At 37.6% G+C, this 18,343-nt stretch carries 19 protein-coding genes; 3 read left to right on the top strand and 16 right to left on the bottom strand.

Annotated elements, in window-relative coordinates:
• Positions 1 to 404: 404 nt before the first annotated feature.
• From D569_RS0110545 to D569_RS0110495, 10 genes are all read right to left on the bottom strand, one after another.
• A complete protein-coding gene (locus D569_RS0110545; RefSeq protein WP_018932381.1) occupies positions 405 to 1,094 on the bottom strand; it encodes an ABC transporter ATP-binding protein in 690 nt (229 codons plus the stop codon).
• Positions 1,095 to 1,108: 14 nt separating this feature from the next.
• Positions 1,109 to 2,296, bottom strand: a complete 1,188-nt coding sequence (locus D569_RS0110540) for an ABC transporter permease (RefSeq protein ID WP_018932380.1) — start codon at positions 2,294 to 2,296, stop codon at positions 1,109 to 1,111.
• An 18-nt stretch (positions 2,297 to 2,314) separates the two neighbouring features.
• The gene (locus tag D569_RS0110535) at positions 2,315 to 3,313 is read right to left on the bottom strand and encodes an efflux RND transporter periplasmic adaptor subunit (protein ID WP_018932379.1); all 999 of its coding nucleotides are present in this window, start codon (positions 3,311 to 3,313) and stop codon (positions 2,315 to 2,317) included.
• 20 nt (positions 3,314 to 3,333) lie between these two features.
• Positions 3,334 to 3,798, bottom strand: coding sequence for a hypothetical protein (locus tag D569_RS0110530; RefSeq protein ID WP_018932378.1), 465 nt, complete (start codon positions 3,796 to 3,798; stop codon positions 3,334 to 3,336).
• A 74-nt stretch (positions 3,799 to 3,872) separates the two neighbouring features.
• The gene (locus tag D569_RS0110525) at positions 3,873 to 4,508 is read right to left on the bottom strand and encodes a CPBP family intramembrane glutamic endopeptidase (protein ID WP_018932377.1); all 636 of its coding nucleotides are present in this window, start codon (positions 4,506 to 4,508) and stop codon (positions 3,873 to 3,875) included.
• 2 nt (positions 4,509 to 4,510) lie between these two features.
• A complete protein-coding gene (locus D569_RS0110520) occupies positions 4,511 to 5,236 on the bottom strand; it encodes a hypothetical protein (RefSeq protein ID WP_018932376.1) in 726 nt (241 codons plus the stop codon).
• Positions 5,229 to 6,140, bottom strand: a complete 912-nt coding sequence (locus D569_RS0110515; protein WP_018932375.1) for an ABC transporter ATP-binding protein — start codon at positions 6,138 to 6,140, stop codon at positions 5,229 to 5,231. Before D569_RS0110515 ends, D569_RS0110520 begins: the two co-directional genes overlap by 8 nt.
• A 241-nt stretch (positions 6,141 to 6,381) precedes the next feature.
• Complete coding sequence (locus tag D569_RS0110505) at positions 6,382 to 6,867, bottom strand: hypothetical protein (protein ID WP_018932374.1); 486 nt, start codon at positions 6,865 to 6,867, stop codon at positions 6,382 to 6,384.
• A gap of 13 nt (positions 6,868 to 6,880) precedes the next feature.
• The gene (locus D569_RS0110500) at positions 6,881 to 7,399 is read right to left on the bottom strand and encodes a MauE/DoxX family redox-associated membrane protein (protein WP_018932373.1); all 519 of its coding nucleotides are present in this window, start codon (positions 7,397 to 7,399) and stop codon (positions 6,881 to 6,883) included.
• Positions 7,400 to 7,709: 310 nt separating this feature from the next.
• Positions 7,710 to 9,203 carry a nitrate/nitrite transporter gene (locus D569_RS0110495; protein WP_018932372.1) on the bottom strand — a complete coding sequence of 498 codons (1,494 nt, stop codon included), beginning with the start codon at positions 9,201 to 9,203 and terminating at the stop codon, positions 7,710 to 7,712.
• Between the two features lie 291 nt (positions 9,204 to 9,494).
• On the opposite strand from D569_RS0110495, the gene ahpC reads away from it, so the two are divergent.
• On the top strand, positions 9,495 to 10,058 hold the full coding sequence (gene ahpC / locus D569_RS0110490; protein ID WP_018932371.1) for an alkyl hydroperoxide reductase subunit C: 564 nt from the start codon (positions 9,495 to 9,497) through the stop codon (positions 10,056 to 10,058).
• Positions 10,059 to 10,073: 15 nt separating this feature from the next.
• On the top strand, positions 10,074 to 11,600 hold the full coding sequence (gene ahpF / locus D569_RS0110485) for an alkyl hydroperoxide reductase subunit F (protein ID WP_018932370.1): 1,527 nt from the start codon (positions 10,074 to 10,076) through the stop codon (positions 11,598 to 11,600).
• Between the two features lie 215 nt (positions 11,601 to 11,815).
• Here ahpF and D569_RS0110480 read toward each other — a convergent pair whose 3' ends face one another.
• The 6 genes from D569_RS0110480 to modA all read right to left on the bottom strand — a co-directional run bounded on the left by D569_RS0110480 (position 11,816) and on the right by modA (position 17,733).
• Complete coding sequence (locus D569_RS0110480) at positions 11,816 to 12,826, bottom strand: Gfo/Idh/MocA family protein (protein ID WP_018932369.1); 1,011 nt, start codon at positions 12,824 to 12,826, stop codon at positions 11,816 to 11,818.
• Positions 12,827 to 13,012: 186 nt separating this feature from the next.
• Positions 13,013 to 13,309: a YerC/YecD family TrpR-related protein gene (locus D569_RS0110475; RefSeq protein WP_018932368.1), complete on the bottom strand. Its 297-nt coding sequence runs from the start codon at positions 13,307 to 13,309 to the stop codon at positions 13,013 to 13,015.
• An 18-nt stretch (positions 13,310 to 13,327) separates the two neighbouring features.
• The gene (locus D569_RS0110470) at positions 13,328 to 14,377 is read right to left on the bottom strand and encodes a DUF3048 domain-containing protein (RefSeq protein WP_018932367.1); all 1,050 of its coding nucleotides are present in this window, start codon (positions 14,375 to 14,377) and stop codon (positions 13,328 to 13,330) included.
• Positions 14,378 to 14,502: 125 nt separating this feature from the next.
• The gene (locus tag D569_RS0110465; RefSeq protein WP_018932366.1) at positions 14,503 to 16,245 is read right to left on the bottom strand and encodes an adenine deaminase C-terminal domain-containing protein; all 1,743 of its coding nucleotides are present in this window, start codon (positions 16,243 to 16,245) and stop codon (positions 14,503 to 14,505) included.
• A gap of 95 nt (positions 16,246 to 16,340) precedes the next feature.
• Positions 16,341 to 16,991, bottom strand: coding sequence for a molybdate ABC transporter permease subunit (modB, locus tag D569_RS0110460; RefSeq protein WP_018932365.1), 651 nt, complete (start codon positions 16,989 to 16,991; stop codon positions 16,341 to 16,343).
• Positions 16,966 to 17,733, bottom strand: a complete 768-nt coding sequence (modA, locus tag D569_RS0110455) for a molybdate ABC transporter substrate-binding protein (protein WP_018932364.1) — start codon at positions 17,731 to 17,733, stop codon at positions 16,966 to 16,968. The genes modB and modA overlap by 26 nt, the downstream gene beginning before the upstream one ends.
• Positions 17,734 to 17,844: 111 nt before the next feature.
• Here modA and moaC point away from each other — a divergent pair, with 111 nt between their 5' ends.
• Positions 17,845 to 18,330, top strand: a complete 486-nt coding sequence (gene moaC / locus D569_RS0110450; RefSeq protein WP_018932363.1) for a cyclic pyranopterin monophosphate synthase MoaC — start codon at positions 17,845 to 17,847, stop codon at positions 18,328 to 18,330.
• Positions 18,331 to 18,343: the final 13 nt, after the last annotated feature.

The following is an 18,343-nucleotide window of genomic DNA, read 5'->3' as shown; positions in this document are numbered from 1 at the left end:
TACACCTTTTTAGAATGATATAGGAAAGAATTTAAGAAAACATCGTAATCTTTTTTTATAGGAGTTGATAAGGAGAACAGCTATGAGGATCTTACGGACACAATCATTTAAAATAGAAGAAAACTGTCCATAAGATTCTGTCTTGCGGACAAAACTACTCACTTGTACATTAAATTGTCTGTAAGATTCATTCTTACGGACACAATTTTTAATTTTGATTGAAAACTGTCCATAAGTTCTATTCTTATGGACAGTTTTCCTCAAACATAGCTTAAATTGTCCGTAAGTCACAAGAAAAACCTTCTACCGTAGCATTCATCCAAAATCGAAAGGGTAGAAGGCACATCCTTAAAAGCGTGGCTTCTGGTATTGTGCATTGCTCTTTACGAAAAGAGTGTATCACATTAAGCAAGCTGTTTCTTCTCGTCTTTTATAACGATCCCGTCCTGCAAGATAATCGTTCGTTTTGTGTAATCTATTAATTCGTCCTCATGTGTGACGAGAATAATGGTAACACCAGATTGATTTAGTTCTTGCAAAATATCCATGATTTCAATCGTCGTTTTAGAATCTAAATTACCAGTTGGTTCATCTGCTAATAATAATTTCGGTCTATTAGCCAATGCTCTCGCAATTGCTACACGTTGCCGTTGTCCACCCGATAATTGGCTAGGCATATGCTGCATACGTTCCCGGAGCCCCATTCGTTCTGCCAAGGCTTTTGCACGTTGTTTACGCTCTTGTTTCCTAATATTTTGATATAACATTGGTAGCTCTATATTTTTCCATACGTTTAACCTAGGTAGTAGGTGAAAGGATTGAAAGATAAAACCTAAATATTGATTGCGGATATCTGATAGCTGATTTACATTTAGATGCTGTACATCCTCATTATTCAGCCAATATTCACCAGAAGTCGGCTGGTCCAAACAACCTAATATATTTAGTAAAGTTGATTTACCCGAACCTGAACTTCCCATTATCGCAGTAAATTCGCCTTCTTCAATTGTTAAATCGACACTTTTTAATGCATCTACCTTCTCTTCCCCAGTGATATATTGCTTTGTAATTCTTTTCAATTCAATTAATGCCATGCATATGCCTCCTGTTATTCATAACGTAACGAAACAATCGGATCAAGTTTAGCTGCTTTTTTGGCCGGATAGAACCCTGACAAAACACCAATAATGGTCGTAATGCAAAAACTGATCAGAAACACAGGCCAATAGAACACAAAGCTCATTTCGGCTAACTGTGTGACTAACATTGCCATTCCCAATCCAAACAGACAGCCTATAAAACCACCAAGTGTAGTTAACACCAATGTTTCAATTAAAAATTGTTGGAGAATATGCCGTGGCTTAGCGCCGATTGCTTTGCGAATTCCAATTTCCCGTGTCCGCTCCATGACTGATACTAGCATAATATTCATCACACCAATACCGCCAACTAATAATGAAATACCCGCGACAGAACTGATAATAGCTGTAAAAATGCGCAAAACATTATTTACCATATCTAACTGATCTGCCACTGCCTGCGTACGAAAAGTGGATTCTGCTACACCTTTTGACTCTGCTAAAGTCCTGACCATTTCTGTACGAAGTTGATCAAAATGGTTCTCAGATAAAGTGAGGATTTCAATACTATGAACAGGTTGATCTGTTAAATAATGGATTTTGTACCATACCTGCAATGGTACATATAGATTCGCTTGAGAACCACTTTGAATAAAATCATTTGTTGTATATACTGCCTGAATCGTAAAAGGAATTCTATCTATCATGACCGAATGTCCAATTGCTTGCCCTGCACTGCCAAAATATCCCTCCGCTAACGCCTCATTTATAAGGACAACATTCTGATTGGTCCCTTCCTCCCAAAAACTACCGTACGCTATATCTAACATATTGGAAACTTGACTATAATTATCGGTTACTGCAGTAATATCTACTTTTTCTGTGCTTTGCTCAAATACTACTTCTTTCTGATCTAAATAAGAGGCAGCAACCTGAGCCTGACTTTGATATTGTTCACGCAACAAACTGATATCCCGCCAACTAAGAGAAGCTTGCTGCTTTTTAGATTGTTCACTCGTATCAAGGTGTAAATAAAATAATTGATTGGCATCTTGCTCGAATTCTCCGATTATATCCTTTCGTCCGCTCTCACCAATTAATAGAATTGCAACTACAGATCCCACCCCGATAATAATTCCGATTAACGTTAAAAAAGTGCGTAGCTTATTAGCTTTTAGCTGTTCTAAAGCTAAACGCAACGTATTTTTTATTTGCATATCCGGCACTCCTTCTATTTACGAGGTGACATCTAATCTTTCCATACTATTTGTATCAACGGATGATCCTTCTTCGATATCATTTTTTGGATTAGCGATAATCCAATCATCCTCAGTAATTCCCTCATCTACTTCTAACATATTAGCTAAGATTTCCTCATCCGTTGTTTCTTGTTCTACCCAAATTCTAAATTGATCATTGCCAATTCCTTCGTCTTCAGAAGCTAACACTGGTACGGACTGAAGTGTCACTTCTTTCTTTGTAATCCTTCCTTCCTCCACCGTATAGACAAAAAAAAGCCCCTCTTCTTCTACTAAAGCTGTCTCTGGTATCATAAATGCCTCATCTACTTCTGCTGTTTGTTGCTCTGTTTCTATCGTTAAAAACGCCTGTAATCCCGGAATTGGATTTTGATCAGAATCATCTTCCATTTCCACTCGCATTTTTATCACTGAACCTTCTGACAATTCTGATTCTGTCACTTCCTGATCAACCGCTGTTACCTTGCCATGCATCACTTCATTAAACGCATTACTTTCAATGGAGACCTTATCTCCTTTGGCGATACGGTCATAATCAAATTCAGACAATTCCCCATAAATTTCCAATTGTTCCTGCTCACCTAACATAATTAAAGGATCACCTGTGTGAATATAACTCCCCTTATCTCCATGTATAGATAAGACCTCACCATCAGCAATAGCAGTTACTTCGACTGTTTCTGTATCATTACCTAAAGAAACCTCTAAATCTACCAGTTTATCTCCTTCTTCTACTTCATCTCCAACATCAATATGCCGTTCCACTAACATACCACTATCAGCAGCCTGTTGTTCTACGGTATTTTTATAACGAAATATTCCCGTAGCTGTTACTTGATTCGCATTCGTCGTCTGTTTTACTTCGGCTTGCACTACTTTCCACGGTACCGGGTCTGTTCCACCAAATACAAAATAGCCAATTAGTGACAGAACTAGTAACGTTGGTACAGTGCGAATAATCCATTTCTTTTTCATACCCGACCTACTCCAATCTGTTAAGCACTCTCGGTTTTATTGCGACCAATTTTACTTCCTAGCCATCCGCCAATTGATCCCAATAAAACCATCATAACTAATTCCGTAAAATAACCTTGTAAAATAATACTCCATGTCTGATTGACGATGGTTTCCATTACTTCATTATTTCGTTTATTCCCATAATATGTAAGAAATTCTTGAACATGTTCCAAATTTCGAGAAATAACCAAAACTAAATAAAAAAAGATATGTGTAACGAAAGCTACAAATGCGCCTGTTAATAAACTACTGTCTTTAATTAAAGGTCCGCGCTGTGTCGCAATAAAAGCAATTGCAACGATAACCCCAATAGGTAGCCAAATGGTTACTACGTCATAAAAAAGTAAAGAACTACTCTCTGTATCCATTAATACTAAAAACAATCCATAACTTACGATTAAAAATAGACTAGCTATAACAGCTAAAAAACTATTCATTTTCAAGATTAATCCCTCCTATTTATCACAGACGATTACCATCAATATGGTTAATCCTCCACTTTGATGGATGTCTCACTTTATAATTGATGGGTTACAAAAAAGTTATAAGCAAAGTGAATACTTGCCACTCCCCATATATTTTTTGAACGTAAAAAAATAAAGCCAAATACAACACCTAGGATCAGTCTGTAACTGACATTGTCTAAGAATGGCTGACCTGAATGAAACACAAAAGCGAATACAGCGGCTGATATCAAAATGGCTAACCAGCTATTCATCACTTTTTGAAGCCGATAAAGTAATATCCCTCTGAAGACTAATTCTTCTCCTAAACCAATCACCGCAAAATGGACCAACATGATCCACGGTATGTCTTGCATTTGTATACAGCTATAAATAATCACCACAAAGGAAATGACACAAATCGTTATAGTGGTTCTATCTAGGCTATGAACCATTCCGATATCCTGTAATCGGAGTTTATCAGAAAGGATATACCATAATAGCGGAAAGAGAATAAAACCAATAAATGCTGGAATGGTAAACAGAAATAGTATGGATAGATCTCCCGAAACAGCGAATCGATCCATACCATACATAATGATAAATGGCAGAATAATAGAGATACCAAAGCACCCTACAACAAGGTTAAGCGTATATAGAAGATAATGAACTTTGCTCATTTCACCACCAAAAGCAACAGTAGTACCCATTGTTAATATCTCCCTAATCCTTTTTTAGCTTTTGTTTTTCTAACCATAAATGGCAAATAGACTAGGCCAACCATGAAAAAAAGCAAACTATTGATACATGCATAAACTAGATAACTAGCTTCCAATGACTGAATATACATGGCACTAGCTGTGAATGGAAGTAAGAGATAAACAAATACTTCAAAAAATTGAAGCCATTGATCCCATGGCAGCAGTAAAACAACTACCGAACCAAATACAATCATGTTTCCTAATGGTCCGATGTCTCGGTAATAAATTTGCAAGCCAGTTAAAATAAAGCTTAATCCAGTACCAGTAAACAAAACAATAAACAAACATGCCGCGACCGCTTCTATCCTTAGCGAAATATCAAATAACAGAGTTGCTCCTGCCATTGCGATAATGGTTAATAATGCAGAGAAAATAAAGTCTGACAAACTTCTTGCTAATAAAATAAAGGATAAACTTCTTTTACTGGCGGCAATTCTCTCAAATGTCCCATATTGCATATCGTCCTGAACCGATTGTGCACTAGATGAAATAGCACTTATGACGACTGGCCAAAATAATAAGCCAATTACCTGCTCCAATGATGTTAAACCGCTAAGCATCCAAATCAGCACACCAGTAATGATTAAATTCTGAATCGTATGTAATAAAAAAGAGAATGGATAATTCCATTGTAGTTGAAAACCTTTAAGGAACTCTGCCATCACCACTTTAGCCATAAGCTTCTTCCTTTCCTATAGCCGCGAATGATGTAGTTACTTGTTCTACAGTAAGACCATTTGATACCGCCAGACTGATAAAATGATAAACCTCAGTGGAATCTGGATTACCATTAACAATCCAGCCGTTTTTCTTTTGTTGTACTAATAAAGAAACAGGAATATCGATATTTGCCGGGAGTTCGCCTTGTAAATGAAAAGAAACATACTGGTCCCTACTCTGTATATTGGTTCGATAAACAGGCAGTTCTCGAACCAACTTTCCTTGTTTAAGATGTAAGATTCGATCGACAAATTGGTATAGAAAATGAAAGTCATGACTGACAACGATGATGCTCATGTTCACTTTTGCTGTTAAATCCTGTAACAATTCCGCTAACAATTGTGACCATTCATAGTCAAGACCATTACTAGGTTCATCTAAGATTAATAGTTTCGGTTGCTGTAATAAGACAATAGCAAGAGACAGTTTCTGTTGCATTCCTCTTGAATAGGTTCCTGTCATTCGATCAACAAAAGCAGACATCCCTAACAATTCGATTAATTCCGCTATTCTAGGCTTCGCATGCTTAACATCTGCTAACACAGAGAAGTATGCTAAATTTTGTCTGCCCGTTAAGTTCCAGTAGAAGGAACGCGAACCTTCTAATAGAATAGCAACGGTCTCTTTAACTTGCTTCTCTTTCCAAAGCTCACCTTCTATTTTGATAATGCCTTCATCTGGATGCAGTAACCCTGCAAGCATTTTCAAAATCGTTGTCTTTCCCGAACCATTATGTCCAACAAGTCCTACAATTTCGTTAGAACTAATCTCAAAGCTAACATTATTTACTGCCATTATCTCTTGTTTTTTACTAACAAAACGCTTCGTAATTTGATTAACCTCTAATAACGGTGGACTCATTTTGATCACCTCATCACTATGCATATATATTTACAAAAAAGAAAAAAATTAGTAATATAATATATAATTACATTCATACGATTTAGAGGAGGTATCTTGCGGCCACAAAATACCTCCAGCATTAAGTATTAAACTCTTAACCATGATGGACCATAGCATTTTTCGATGCGTTTACCAAAAACAACAAGAGAAACACAACCTAAACGTTTTTTCATTTGTTTCACCTCCTTTCAAGGTGATATTAACTCGCTTGAGCTTCTGACGACTCGTTCATCAATATGTCTTCAAGCGAGTCTATTAATCCTTTTTTATGAATAACCCCTTCCTTTACCAGAAAGAAAAAGGGCTTTACAATAACTTGAAACCTTTCCTTCTCTCGTACCGTTACTGACTTTACAACGATATTCCAGCCTTTATCTGCTAAAAATGTATCTATTTCCTGTTGATTACGTATCATCACTATACAGTACTTTTGATTGATGCGATTCTTTTTACGATTTATTTCTTCCATTACTTTAAGACATTTAGGACAATCTATGTCTGCAAAAATTAGCACTATTTCTTTATCCATATCGACATTCTGGAGGGCTGGTGCTTGCTGACCTACTGCCACACCTGAATAATGGAAGAAGAAGAGATAGAGTTGCTGTATTTGCTGATAAAGAATCCAAGAAATAACAGCAAGACCTATAACAATGATTGTGAGAATACCAATTAGAATATACACAAGCCTCTCCTTCCTACATCGATTTGATTTTCGCCAATTTCACTTGGTTCTGTTGGAGTTTCTGATATAATTGATGTACGAACAAATAGGTAACAAATCCGACAGTGGCCACACCATAGTCTCTAAGCTGTACTGCAGCAGAAGCTTGTAATAGGAGAACGATTAAAAAGGTAATAAGCAAGATGTTTTTGATTACTTTTTGATAGTCAAGCCGTTCTTTTAGAAAACCACCATAGCAACCACAATCTTCTTTCGTTATCCCTTTTTGAATCATGATGATAAGATAAACGGTAAAAATGGAGACAAGCATCACAAGACCGACTAACATGATATGAGTGTAAAAATGAAAAATAAGAGCTATCGTTAATGTAAGTTCTGTAATTATTATTATCATCGCGGTTAGATGTGAATAGGGACGGACTAAAGTCTTTGGTAGTTGTCCTACAAAATAAGGGTAATGGACTAGTTTAGCCAAGCTTGAGAATAAGAAATAGATGACTACAAATGCATGTCCTACTGTTATCCATGACATATGTCATTCCACTCCATCTATATATTTTTGGGGAAGAAAGTCTTGGAGGTTTTTGCTTACTTATAATATAACAATTATATGTTAAGAGAGTTTTAATTAAACGTTAATGCTCGGTAATTATTTACCATACTTTCTACTTATACCCATTTTACTATTTGGTAGTGAATCCTTAGAATTTCACTAGCATCCATTATGAACTACTTGAACAGCTTGACCACCACTCCGGCTGTCCACTTTATTCAAAAAAAGATGGTACCACTTATATAGTTTCTTTCCATTTGAAAAAAACCAGCTACCAATAGGTAACTGGTCACTCATTTAATTCACTAAATACCCCGACATAATTAGTTATATTATCCCCTGCATCTTTTAGCACACTAATGGACAACCATTGCGTATAGAGTTCTCCGTTTTTCCGTTTATTAGTAATTTTGCCCTGCCAAATTTCTCTCTTTCTCAATTCTTGCCACATCTCACTATAAAAACTCGAACCTTGCTGTCCAGAGCTTAATATATTGGGAGTTTGACCAATTACTTCTTCTTCACGATAACCGGTTATTCGTTCAAAGGCACGGTTTATCTTTGTAATGCTGCCATTTTCATCTGTCACTAAAATGCCTTGCCCTGCATTATTCACAATATAGTTGGACAAATTCAATTTATCGGTATAATACATCCAAATAATGATGATTAAACTCGCCAGCGCAAACTGGGATAGTGCCATAAAACCAATTGCATAGTGACCATTGATATCATAAACCAACGTGAGAATTATCGGTGGGAAAAATCCACCTAATCCTCCCATGGCAGCCACAATACCATTGACGATCCCTGCTTGTTTAGTGAAATATAAAGGAACTAGTTTAAAAATCGTCCCATTGCCAATACCAGCAAATAGTGCCACTGATAAACTGCCAATTGTGTATAGCAGTATCGTTGGTGAAAAAGATAACAGAATACCAGAAATCGTTAAGCCTGTAAAAACGAACATTAACACTTTAAATGGGTTAAACTTATCTCCTAACCAGCCGCCAACAGGTCTGAGTAATGTACATAATGCAATAAAACCTGCTGTTCGTAATCCGGCATCAACTTCAGATAGTTGAAATTCCGATACTAAAAAGTTTGGTAAATAAACGGTTAAAGCAACAAAGGACCCGAATGTTAAGAAGTAAAAGAAGCTTAAAAACCATAGTTTATTATTTCTATAAACTCCTAACATCTGTTGTTTTAATGAAGTTTGAACTTTTGGTTCATGGCGATCTCCCCATATAAAGTTGAGAACCGCAAACAGTAATAAGGGAATAATAAATGTAAGTACTGCCATGCGCCAACCAAACATTCCAGCGATAATTGGTGCACCAAATGAAGTAATCGCCGTCCCGATGTTCCCAACACCATAAATACCGTTTACGAATCCGTGTTTTTCTTTCGGATAATATTTCGGTAACGACGTAACCCCGACAGAGAATACCGCTCCACCAATACCAAGGAATAATCCTGATAGAATTAAATCTGTGAAACTATTTGCCATGCCTAAATAACCAACTGGCAGAATTAAAAAAAGTAAACTTAACACAAATAAACCGCGTGCCCCAAATCGATTCGTATAAAAACCTAACGGAACTCGTAACACAGAACCTAAGATAACAGGAACTGCGGTAACAAACGATATTTGTCCTGCAGTTAAGCTAATATCTTGCTTAATAAAACTCATTAAAGATGATAGTAATACCCATACCATAAAGCCGACGACAAGGCTAAGTGTTTGTAAAGGTAGTTGCATTTTTTTCAGATTCATCATGTTCGCCCATCCTTTCTCACACTGTTTTGTTAATCTCATAATATCGGCTCTCTTTAAAAAAGTGTGTGATCTTCTTCACATCTTAAATAATAATTTTATAATTGTGAATAAACCATGAATTTTACGTTCAAAATGGTAGAATAGATAGATTTATTTTTACGAATTTATGAAATATCATTGTATCATTACACTTATAAGATAATTTATTTTATAATAATTGTTGTGTAATGAATACTTTTTTTAGAGAATAAGTATTCAAAAATAAAAAAATACACAAGGAGGACAATCATTATGTCATTAATCGGTAAAGAAGTACTACCATTTCAAGCATCTGCATTCCGTCAAGGAGACTTTGTAGATGTAACAGAAGAAAATTTTAAAGGTCAGTGGAGCATTGTTTGCTTCTACCCTGCAGACTTTACCTTCGTTTGCCCAACAGAATTAGAAGACCTACAAAATCAGTATGCAGAATTACAAAAGTTAGGTGTAGAAGTATACTCTGTATCTACGGACACGCACTTTACACATAAAGCATGGCACGAAAGCTCTGATGCAATCGGTAAAATCGAATACACAATGATCGGTGACCCTTCACACATCATCTCTCAAAACTTTGATGTACTACGCGAAGACGAAGGTTTAGCTGATCGCGGAACATTCATTATTGACCCTGATGGTGTCATCCAAGCAGCGGAAATCAATGCAGAAGGTATTGGTCGTGACGCAAGTTCACTAATTAACAAAATTAAAGCAGCTCAATACGTGCGTAACAATCCTGGTGAAGTGTGCCCAGCTAAATGGGAAGAAGGCGGCGAAACACTTAGACCAAGTATTGATCTAGTAGGGAAAATATAAGAAAAGAGGGTCAAAATGCTTGATCAAGAAATAAAAACACAGCTTAAAGAATATTTGAAACTGTTAGAAAATGATATTGTCATCAAGGCAAGCGTCGGTTCTGACGATGTTTCAAAAGAAGTAGACGAACTAGTAAATGAAATTGCAAGCATGTCTGATAAAATCACAGTAGAGAAAGGCTCTTTTGACCGCACTCCTAGCTTTAGCATTAATCGTGCAGGCGAGGACACTGGCGTTATTTTCGCTGGTGTCCCACTTGGTCATGAGTTTACTTCTCTTGTGTTGGCATTATTACAAGTAAGTGGACGTCCACCTAAAGTGGATGATTCTATTATTGAACAAATCAAAAAACTAGAAGGTCCGCTTCACTTCGAAACGTATGTAAGCTTATCATGCCAAAAGTGTCCTGATGTCGTTCAAGCACTTAACATTATGAGTGTTGTACATCCTGACATTACTCATACGATGGTAGAAGGATCTGCTTTTAAAGAGGAAGTAGATAGTAAAGACATCATGGCTGTTCCTTCCGTTTATTTAAATGGCGAACAGTTTGTTGATGGTCGACAAACCATCGAAAGCATCCTTGAAGCACTAGGAAGCAGTGCTGATATTTCCGAGCTAAACGATAAAGATCCTTATGATGTATTAGTCGTTGGTGGAGGACCTGCTGGTTCCAGTGCTGCTATTTATGCTGCTCGTAAAGGTATCCGTACTGGTATCGTGGCAGAACGCTTTGGTGGACAAGTACAAGACACACTTGGTATTGAAAACTTCATCACCACAACTTATACAGAAGGTCCTAAACTAGTTGCTAACATGGAAGAGCATGTTCGAGATTATGATGTGGACATCATGAATTCTATGCGTGCAAAATCTTTAGAGAAAAAAGATCTCTTTGAAGTAGAACTAGAAAACGGCGCAACACTTAAAAGTAAAACCGTTGTACTTTCAACCGGTGCTCGCTGGCGTAATATCGGTGTTCCTGGCGAAGCCGAGTTCAAGAACAAAGGTGTTGCATACTGTCCACACTGTGACGGTCCCATCTTTGAAGGAAAAGATGTAGCTGTAATCGGTGGTGGAAACTCTGGTGTCGAAGCAGCTATTGATCTAGCAGGTATTGTTAAACATGTAACACTGATTGAATTCGCTCCAGAATTAAAAGCAGATAACGTTTTACAAGACCGCCTATATAGTCTATCCAATGTAACAGTGCTTACAAACGCAAGAACTTCTGAAATCTATGGTTCTGACAAAGTCGAAGGACTAAAATATGTAGATCGTGAATCAGAAGAAGAGAAACAAATTGAGCTTGCAGGTGTCTTCATTCAAATTGGACTTGTTCCTAACACAGAATGGTTGCAAGATACCTTGGAGTTAAATAAGTTTGGCGAGATTGTAGTCGATGAGCGTGGTACCACAAGTATCCCTGGTGTATTTGCAGCAGGTGACTGTACGAACAGCGCTTATAAGCAAATCATTATTTCAATGGGCTCTGGTGCTACTGCGGCGTTGGGCGCATTTGATCATTTGATACGTAATTAACATAGAAAAGGCTGTCACACCGATGACAGCCTTTTTCATTTCTTATGGACAAGTTTTAGTGATGTTTGTATTTTTTGTCCGTAAGATTCTTTCTTATAGACAAGAAATTAAGAATTTTAATAATTATGTCCGTAAGATCTTTTCTTATGGACTAAAATTCAATACTTCACCATTTTTTGTCCACAAGATTTTTTCTTACGGACAACTTTTAAAGTTCATGGCTGTTTTTGTCCGTAAGATTTATTTTCATCAGCCAGAAATACAAGCCCTATTTCTTTGCGTGCCTGATCTAGTATTCGCATCGTTGTATGGGAATGCTCCCATGTGTTGATGTCATTTTCTAGCTTCTTTTGTTCGATTGACTCGATAAATGATTTTGCTTCATAATACATCGTGTTATCTTCTTGCCCGGTATCTAAAACCTCTTCCGAACCATCTTTGTACACAATTTTCACTTCAGTCATATCGGAAAATTTCCCAATAACAATAGATCCTTTTTCCCCTTGAATTTCTGATGGGATAGTAGAGTTCGTAATTTTAGAGAACATACAGACACCGTTCAATGAAGGATAGTCCACTGTCACGGTTCCTTCACCGTCAACGCCCGATTCCAACATATATGCTGTTGCTTTCACACGGTCTGGTCCACCAAATAAAGCGACCATTGGATAAATACAATAGACGCCAATATCCATTAATGATCCATTTGATAATTCTGGTTTAAATGCGTTTAATACAATTCCCTCTTTGTATTTATCATAACGAGAGGAATATTGACAGAAGTTCGCAACATAACGGCGAACCGGTCCAATTTTAGCTAAACTTTCTTGAATAAGCTTAAAATTAGGAGTATGCGTCGTTTTCATTGCTTCCATCAGCGTGACATTTTGTTGTTTTGCGGTATCAATCATCGCTTGTACCTCTTGCTGATTAGAGGCAAAAGGTTTTTCAACAATAACGTGTTTACCGCCTTTCATACAAGCTATCGCATGTTCACAGTGATATGCTGTCGGCGAAGCAATATAAACGGCATCTATTTTATCACTGTCTGCCAACTCCTGAATAGTTGTATATGTATGCTCGACATTATACTTACTCGCAAACTCGCTTGCTTTTTCTTCCGTTCGTGAATAAACAGCATTTAACTCAAAATTAGCTAATTTACTTGCTCCATCAATAAAACGATCGGTAATCCAATTCGTACCTATTACTCCAAAGCGAATCATATATATTGCCTCCATTTTGTTGTTATTTTTTTTGGACACTTTCAAAGATTATCTGGACACTATCTCACTCTTTCTGGACACTTATGAGCATTATCTGGACATTTTCCACTGTTATCTGGATACTTTCATCATTTTTCTGGACACTACCTAAAAAGAGTCCCTTCAACTAAGAAGGCACTCTTGATTTTACTCTTTTTCCTTCAATCGGTCTAACACCATACGATATCCATCGGTACCGTAAGCAAGGCATCTCTTCACTCGAGAGATAGTTGTCGTAGATGCGCTAGATTCTTCTGCAATAGCTGTATACGTTCTGCCTTCGTCAAGCATTTTCGCTACTTGCAGGCGTTGTGCCAATGATTGAATTTCGTTCATTGTTGCAATATCATCAAAAAAGCGGTAGCATTCTTCCCGGTCTTCCAGCGATAAAATAGCATCAAATAATTGATCTAATTGTTTGCCACGCAATTTATCTATTTGCATGGTATACATCTCTCCTTTTTACTCCGCCGTGTTTGAAAGTTCTACACCATCAATACCAGGACTCGTAGGAATCACATTGATCCACGTTTGACCTGGAACAAAGGGAACAGGCTCTCCATCTTTCGTTGGGATTATTCTACCATCATTTCGCTCCCATTGCACGTCTTGTACTTTACCTTGCTGTAGCAATAAAGCATTCCCTCCAGAATTAAAGTCAATTTCCCGACGTCCCTCGTCATCAATTACTTGATGGGCTGTTTCCATGATTAATACATTATCCAATTGAATAGGTGAACTGTCTGCATATTCTACTGTCTGTACACCATCGCTATATCGTAAATACTTCTCTGTTGTCTCATCATATTGGTATCTTACACTATTATTACCATAAGAAAAGCTGATATCAGTCGCAACTTCACCTTCTACCGACTCATCCTCTAAAAATGTCATCGGTTGATACTCCGCGTCAATTGAAAATCCCTTCTCCTCCGCTCGCTGGTAGATACCGTCAAATAAGGTATACGAATTATGCGGTGGATTCCGGTCCGTTGATCTTTCAAATAACACTTTATCATTATCATAGTACATGCCATTTAATCCTTGCACTGCACCAGATTGAACCATATTCTCAATATGATCCGCAGCACCGTGATAGACATAAAGCGCATTATAATCGTTAGCTAGATTAAAATAATATGGTCTTGCACTTCTGACAGGGCCAACACGATCAGGCATATGACTGTGATAGAGCGCCATAAACCGAGTTACATTGCCTTCTGCTAAAATCTCAAAAACTATATCTGCTTGAGAAAGGCCTGTTTGCGGTCTTGCTTTTGGATGGTTATTGACCATAACAGCAATTAATCGATCGGTCACATCCTCCTCCGCTTCAAGCCCTGTTAAAGGGTATATATGCTCTGGTTTCTCCGGTTCTTCAGGCTCAACCGGCTCCTCTTCCACAATTTCTTCTGGTTCTTCCTGATCTTGCTCGTTTGTCGTTTCTTCATCATTAGAACATGCTACAAGTGAACATAATACAATAATAAAAAGTACACACCATTTCTTCATCCAAAAGGCCACCTTTTCTAATCTCTAAAAATAGTTTAAACGGAATATCGGCATGCTTATTCACTGCATGCCGATAGAACTAATTCTATTATAGAGGAAAGTTGACTAATCGCCAACCTCTTTTCTTAACGCATAATCGCTGGAAAGAGTATGTCTTTTTTCTTCACATCGATGATTCCTAACGGAGTAATCCGGACAAAAGGTAAATGCATCGACGATAAAAAAAGTAAATTGTAAGGCGGATCCTCGTATTGATAGCCGTGATCAATTAAAATTTCCTTTAATCGCTTATCTTCTTCTATCAGTTTTGGCATCTTGCCATTGTACATCATGCCAGCAATTTGTAACGGTAATTCAAAAACAACTTTTCCTTGATGTACAAGAACAATTCCACCACCAATTTCCTTCATTCTGGAAAACGCTAGTAATAGATCTGACTTACTTTTCCCAATTAACACGATATCACCGGTTAACGAATAGGAACTGGCCAATCCACCTAATGTTTTCGTAAATCCTTTTATAATTGTGTTTACTCGCCACTGTCCTTCACGATCGATTAACATCAGGAATGATTCATCTTTTGAATTTGTAATTTCTTCCGTATTGGCATCAATCGTAATTGGATATGGTTTCATAATGACATCATTAACCATCTTCAGTCCAACCGGCATCGAGAATTGCAAGTCTTTTTCTGTTAACTGCCAATCTAAGCTAAGCTCTCCTAATCCGTATTTATCCCAATCGATTTCGATATTTTGCTCAACCAATTGCCCGTCTCTTTTCAACCATTTTCCTTTCGCAATAACAGATTCAGGTGTGGCATTGTTTACTTCTGATAAAATATTTAGGTGTGCTACTCGACCTGGTGCAATGCCACCTAGTCGTTCCTCTAAATGGAATTGCTCTGCTGCATTGTATGTCCCCATCATATATGCCTCAATCTCCGGAACCCCACTGTCTATTGCGATCTGAATACATTGATTAATGATGCCGTTCTCATAAAAGGCAGGTGTAGAACCATCTGTTGTCATCGTTAGGAAATCATAAGAATGGATTCCGAGGTCCTGTAGCTCTTTTAACAACTTTGCCAAATCTGGGCGTACCGAAGAATTGCGCAAACCTACGCGATACCCCATGGATAGACGATTATATACCTCTTCACCAGATAATGCTTCATGATCTGAACTGACACCGAGAAGTTTTAGCTTTACCAATGTATGCTCAGAAGCACCTGGGAAGTGTCCCTCCACCGGCTTACGAAGTCGCTTTGCTTCCTGCATCCAATAAAGAATACGGTCATCATCACGCATGACTTGCGGCCATGCCGTTAATTCCCCTCCTTGCACGACTGCTTCATGCTGCAACCATGCTTGCACTTCCTCATCCTTAAAAATCTCTTGTTCCTCATTAATTTCAGATTGTGAATCAAATCTTGCCCACCAGTACATGGATACAGGAAGCTTCATGAAATCCTCTAACAATGTAAACGCTTTCTCTCTGTTAGTTAAATAAAGCCATGGTAAGTTGTCATTCATCAATGTTGTTGTTCCTGTTTGCCCGGCATACATAGCTAATTCATAAGGATTATAAAGTTGAAATGGATGTGCATGTGGTTCAATATATCCCGGCACCACATATTTACCTGTACAATCCACTACTTCCATACCTGTTAAGGATGTTGGTAATTTCGAACCAACATATACAATCCGGTCATGGTAAATCCAAATATGAGCCTCCAACCATTTTCTTAAAAAAACGTTTAAATAATACGCATTTTTCAAAATCAGTGTAGGTGACTCTTTGCCATCAATTACAGCTACTTGCTTACGAATTTCTTTATTTCTCCATCTATATAAATGATCATTCATCCTAATCTCCTCAACTTCTTTTGTGATTTCCTTCTATTCTAACACGCATTGATAGCGTTTGCATTGTGTGGTTTTTACAAATTTATGACTATTTTTTAGGCAGATTTACGTATAAAAAATAGCATAACAAAAGATACGACAATGATAGACAAAACCCATGCCCATGCTAATGTCATTTTATTGGATTCAAAGGCCACGTAAATTGCCATAGGTATTGTCTGTGTTCGTCCGGGAATATTTCCAGCAAACATTAATGTCGCTCCAAATTCGCCTAATGCCCTGGCAAAGCTTAGAATCACACCTGAAAGAATAGGTCTCTTGATTAATGGTAACGTGATATACCGAAAAACGCCCCATTCGTTGGAGCCATCTACTCTTGCCGCATCTTCAATATGACGGTCCACAAATGATAAACCTGTCTTAACAGACTGATACATAAGTGGAAAAGCAACTACTACCGCTGCAATAATAGCTGCCCAAATCGTAAACATAAGTGATTGATGAAACAGCAGATTCGTTAATGTACCCAATATTCCATTTTGACCAAACAACATAATTAAAATAAAACCAATTACAGTTGGAGGTAAAACAATTGGCAACAATAATACCGTTTCAATCAACACTTTGCCCCTAAATTCTTTCCTGGACATCAGCCATGCTGCTGAAACGCCTAAAATAAAGACGATCAATAATGCTATACTTGCAACAATTAATGATAATTTAATCGGTTGAAAAAATGCTTCCATCTGTGTCACCATCTATTTCTTGAAATCCGTATTGTTGAAATATTTCGAGTGCTGCTTCTGACTGTAAATAGTTATAAAAAGCTTCAACCGCTTGGGAATCCTTAATGATACCTACGGGGTATATGATTGGTTCATGCTCTCCCAATGGCAGAGTTTCATTGATTTGCACCTTATCAGAGATCATGGCATCCGTTTGATAAACAATCCCAGCATCTACATTATTACTTTCTACATATTGCACGACTTGTCTAACATCTTTCGTAAAAATGAGTTGCTCTTCTATTTCCTTATAAATTCCCTGAGCTACCAATGCTTGTTTTGCATAGTTACCAGCTGGCACGGTTTCTGGAGTACCAATTGCCATTTGATCAAATGATTCCACAGTAGTAGCTAGTTGAACATTTTGTGGCTGAATCCACACTAGTTGATTGGCTAATAAAGCGCGAGCACTCTCTTCCTCGATTAACCCTTCTTGTAAAACCCGTTCAAAATGTGGAACAGACGCAGAAAAGAAGATATCTGCTGGTGCCCCTTGTATAATTTGCTGACTCAATGAACCTGATCCGCCTAGATTAAGTGAAACGGTGATATGAGGGTTTTCGTCTTCGAACTGTTGTACAATTTCTTGTAATGCGTCCGTTAAGGATGCCGCTGCCGAAATCGTTAGTTCTTCTTTTTCCTGCTGACATGCCGTTAATAAAATTAGAGCTAATAGTATGTATAGTAATCGTTTCATGTTCATTGGTAACCTTTCCTGTCATGATCTTTCTATTATAACATGTTTTGTTATAGTATAATGGTGAGGTGTATCACAAGTTGTTATCGTATAATAAAGATGAAGGTTGGTGATAGCATGACTGAATTTTCTCATATAAATAAACAAGGTAGAGCAAAAATGGTGGATATAACAGACAAACAGATAACGAGCAGAACCGCGATTGCCCGCTCAAGTATTTTGGTAAACAAGGAGATTTACACGAAAATCGTAGATCAAACCATTGGTAAAGGGGATGTCCTTTCTGTTGCACAAGTAGCCGGAATTATGGCAGCCAAGCAAACATCGACAATTATTCCGATGTGTCATCCGTTACCATTAAGCGGGGTCAACATTCATTTTGATTGGGAGAACGATGAAGAGACTTATGAGTTAGTGATAACAGTAGAAGCCAAGACTAAAGGAAGCACCGGGGTGGAGATGGAAGCTTTAACCGCTGCTTCTGTTACGGCATTAACGATTTATGATATGTGTAAAGCAGTGGATAAAGGAATGGTGATTGGCCAGACTTATTTAGTTGAAAAAACTGGTGGGAAAAGTGGGGTATATAAGAGAGAGGAGTAATCACTCAATAAGA

This window comes from Gracilibacillus lacisalsi DSM 19029 (genome assembly GCF_000377765.1).
In the GTDB taxonomy this organism is placed as follows: Bacteria; Bacillota; Bacilli; order Bacillales; family Amphibacillaceae; genus Gracilibacillus; species Gracilibacillus lacisalsi.
The sequence above is the reverse complement of the archived record's forward strand: the minus strand, read 5'-3'. Positions and strand labels throughout refer to the sequence as shown.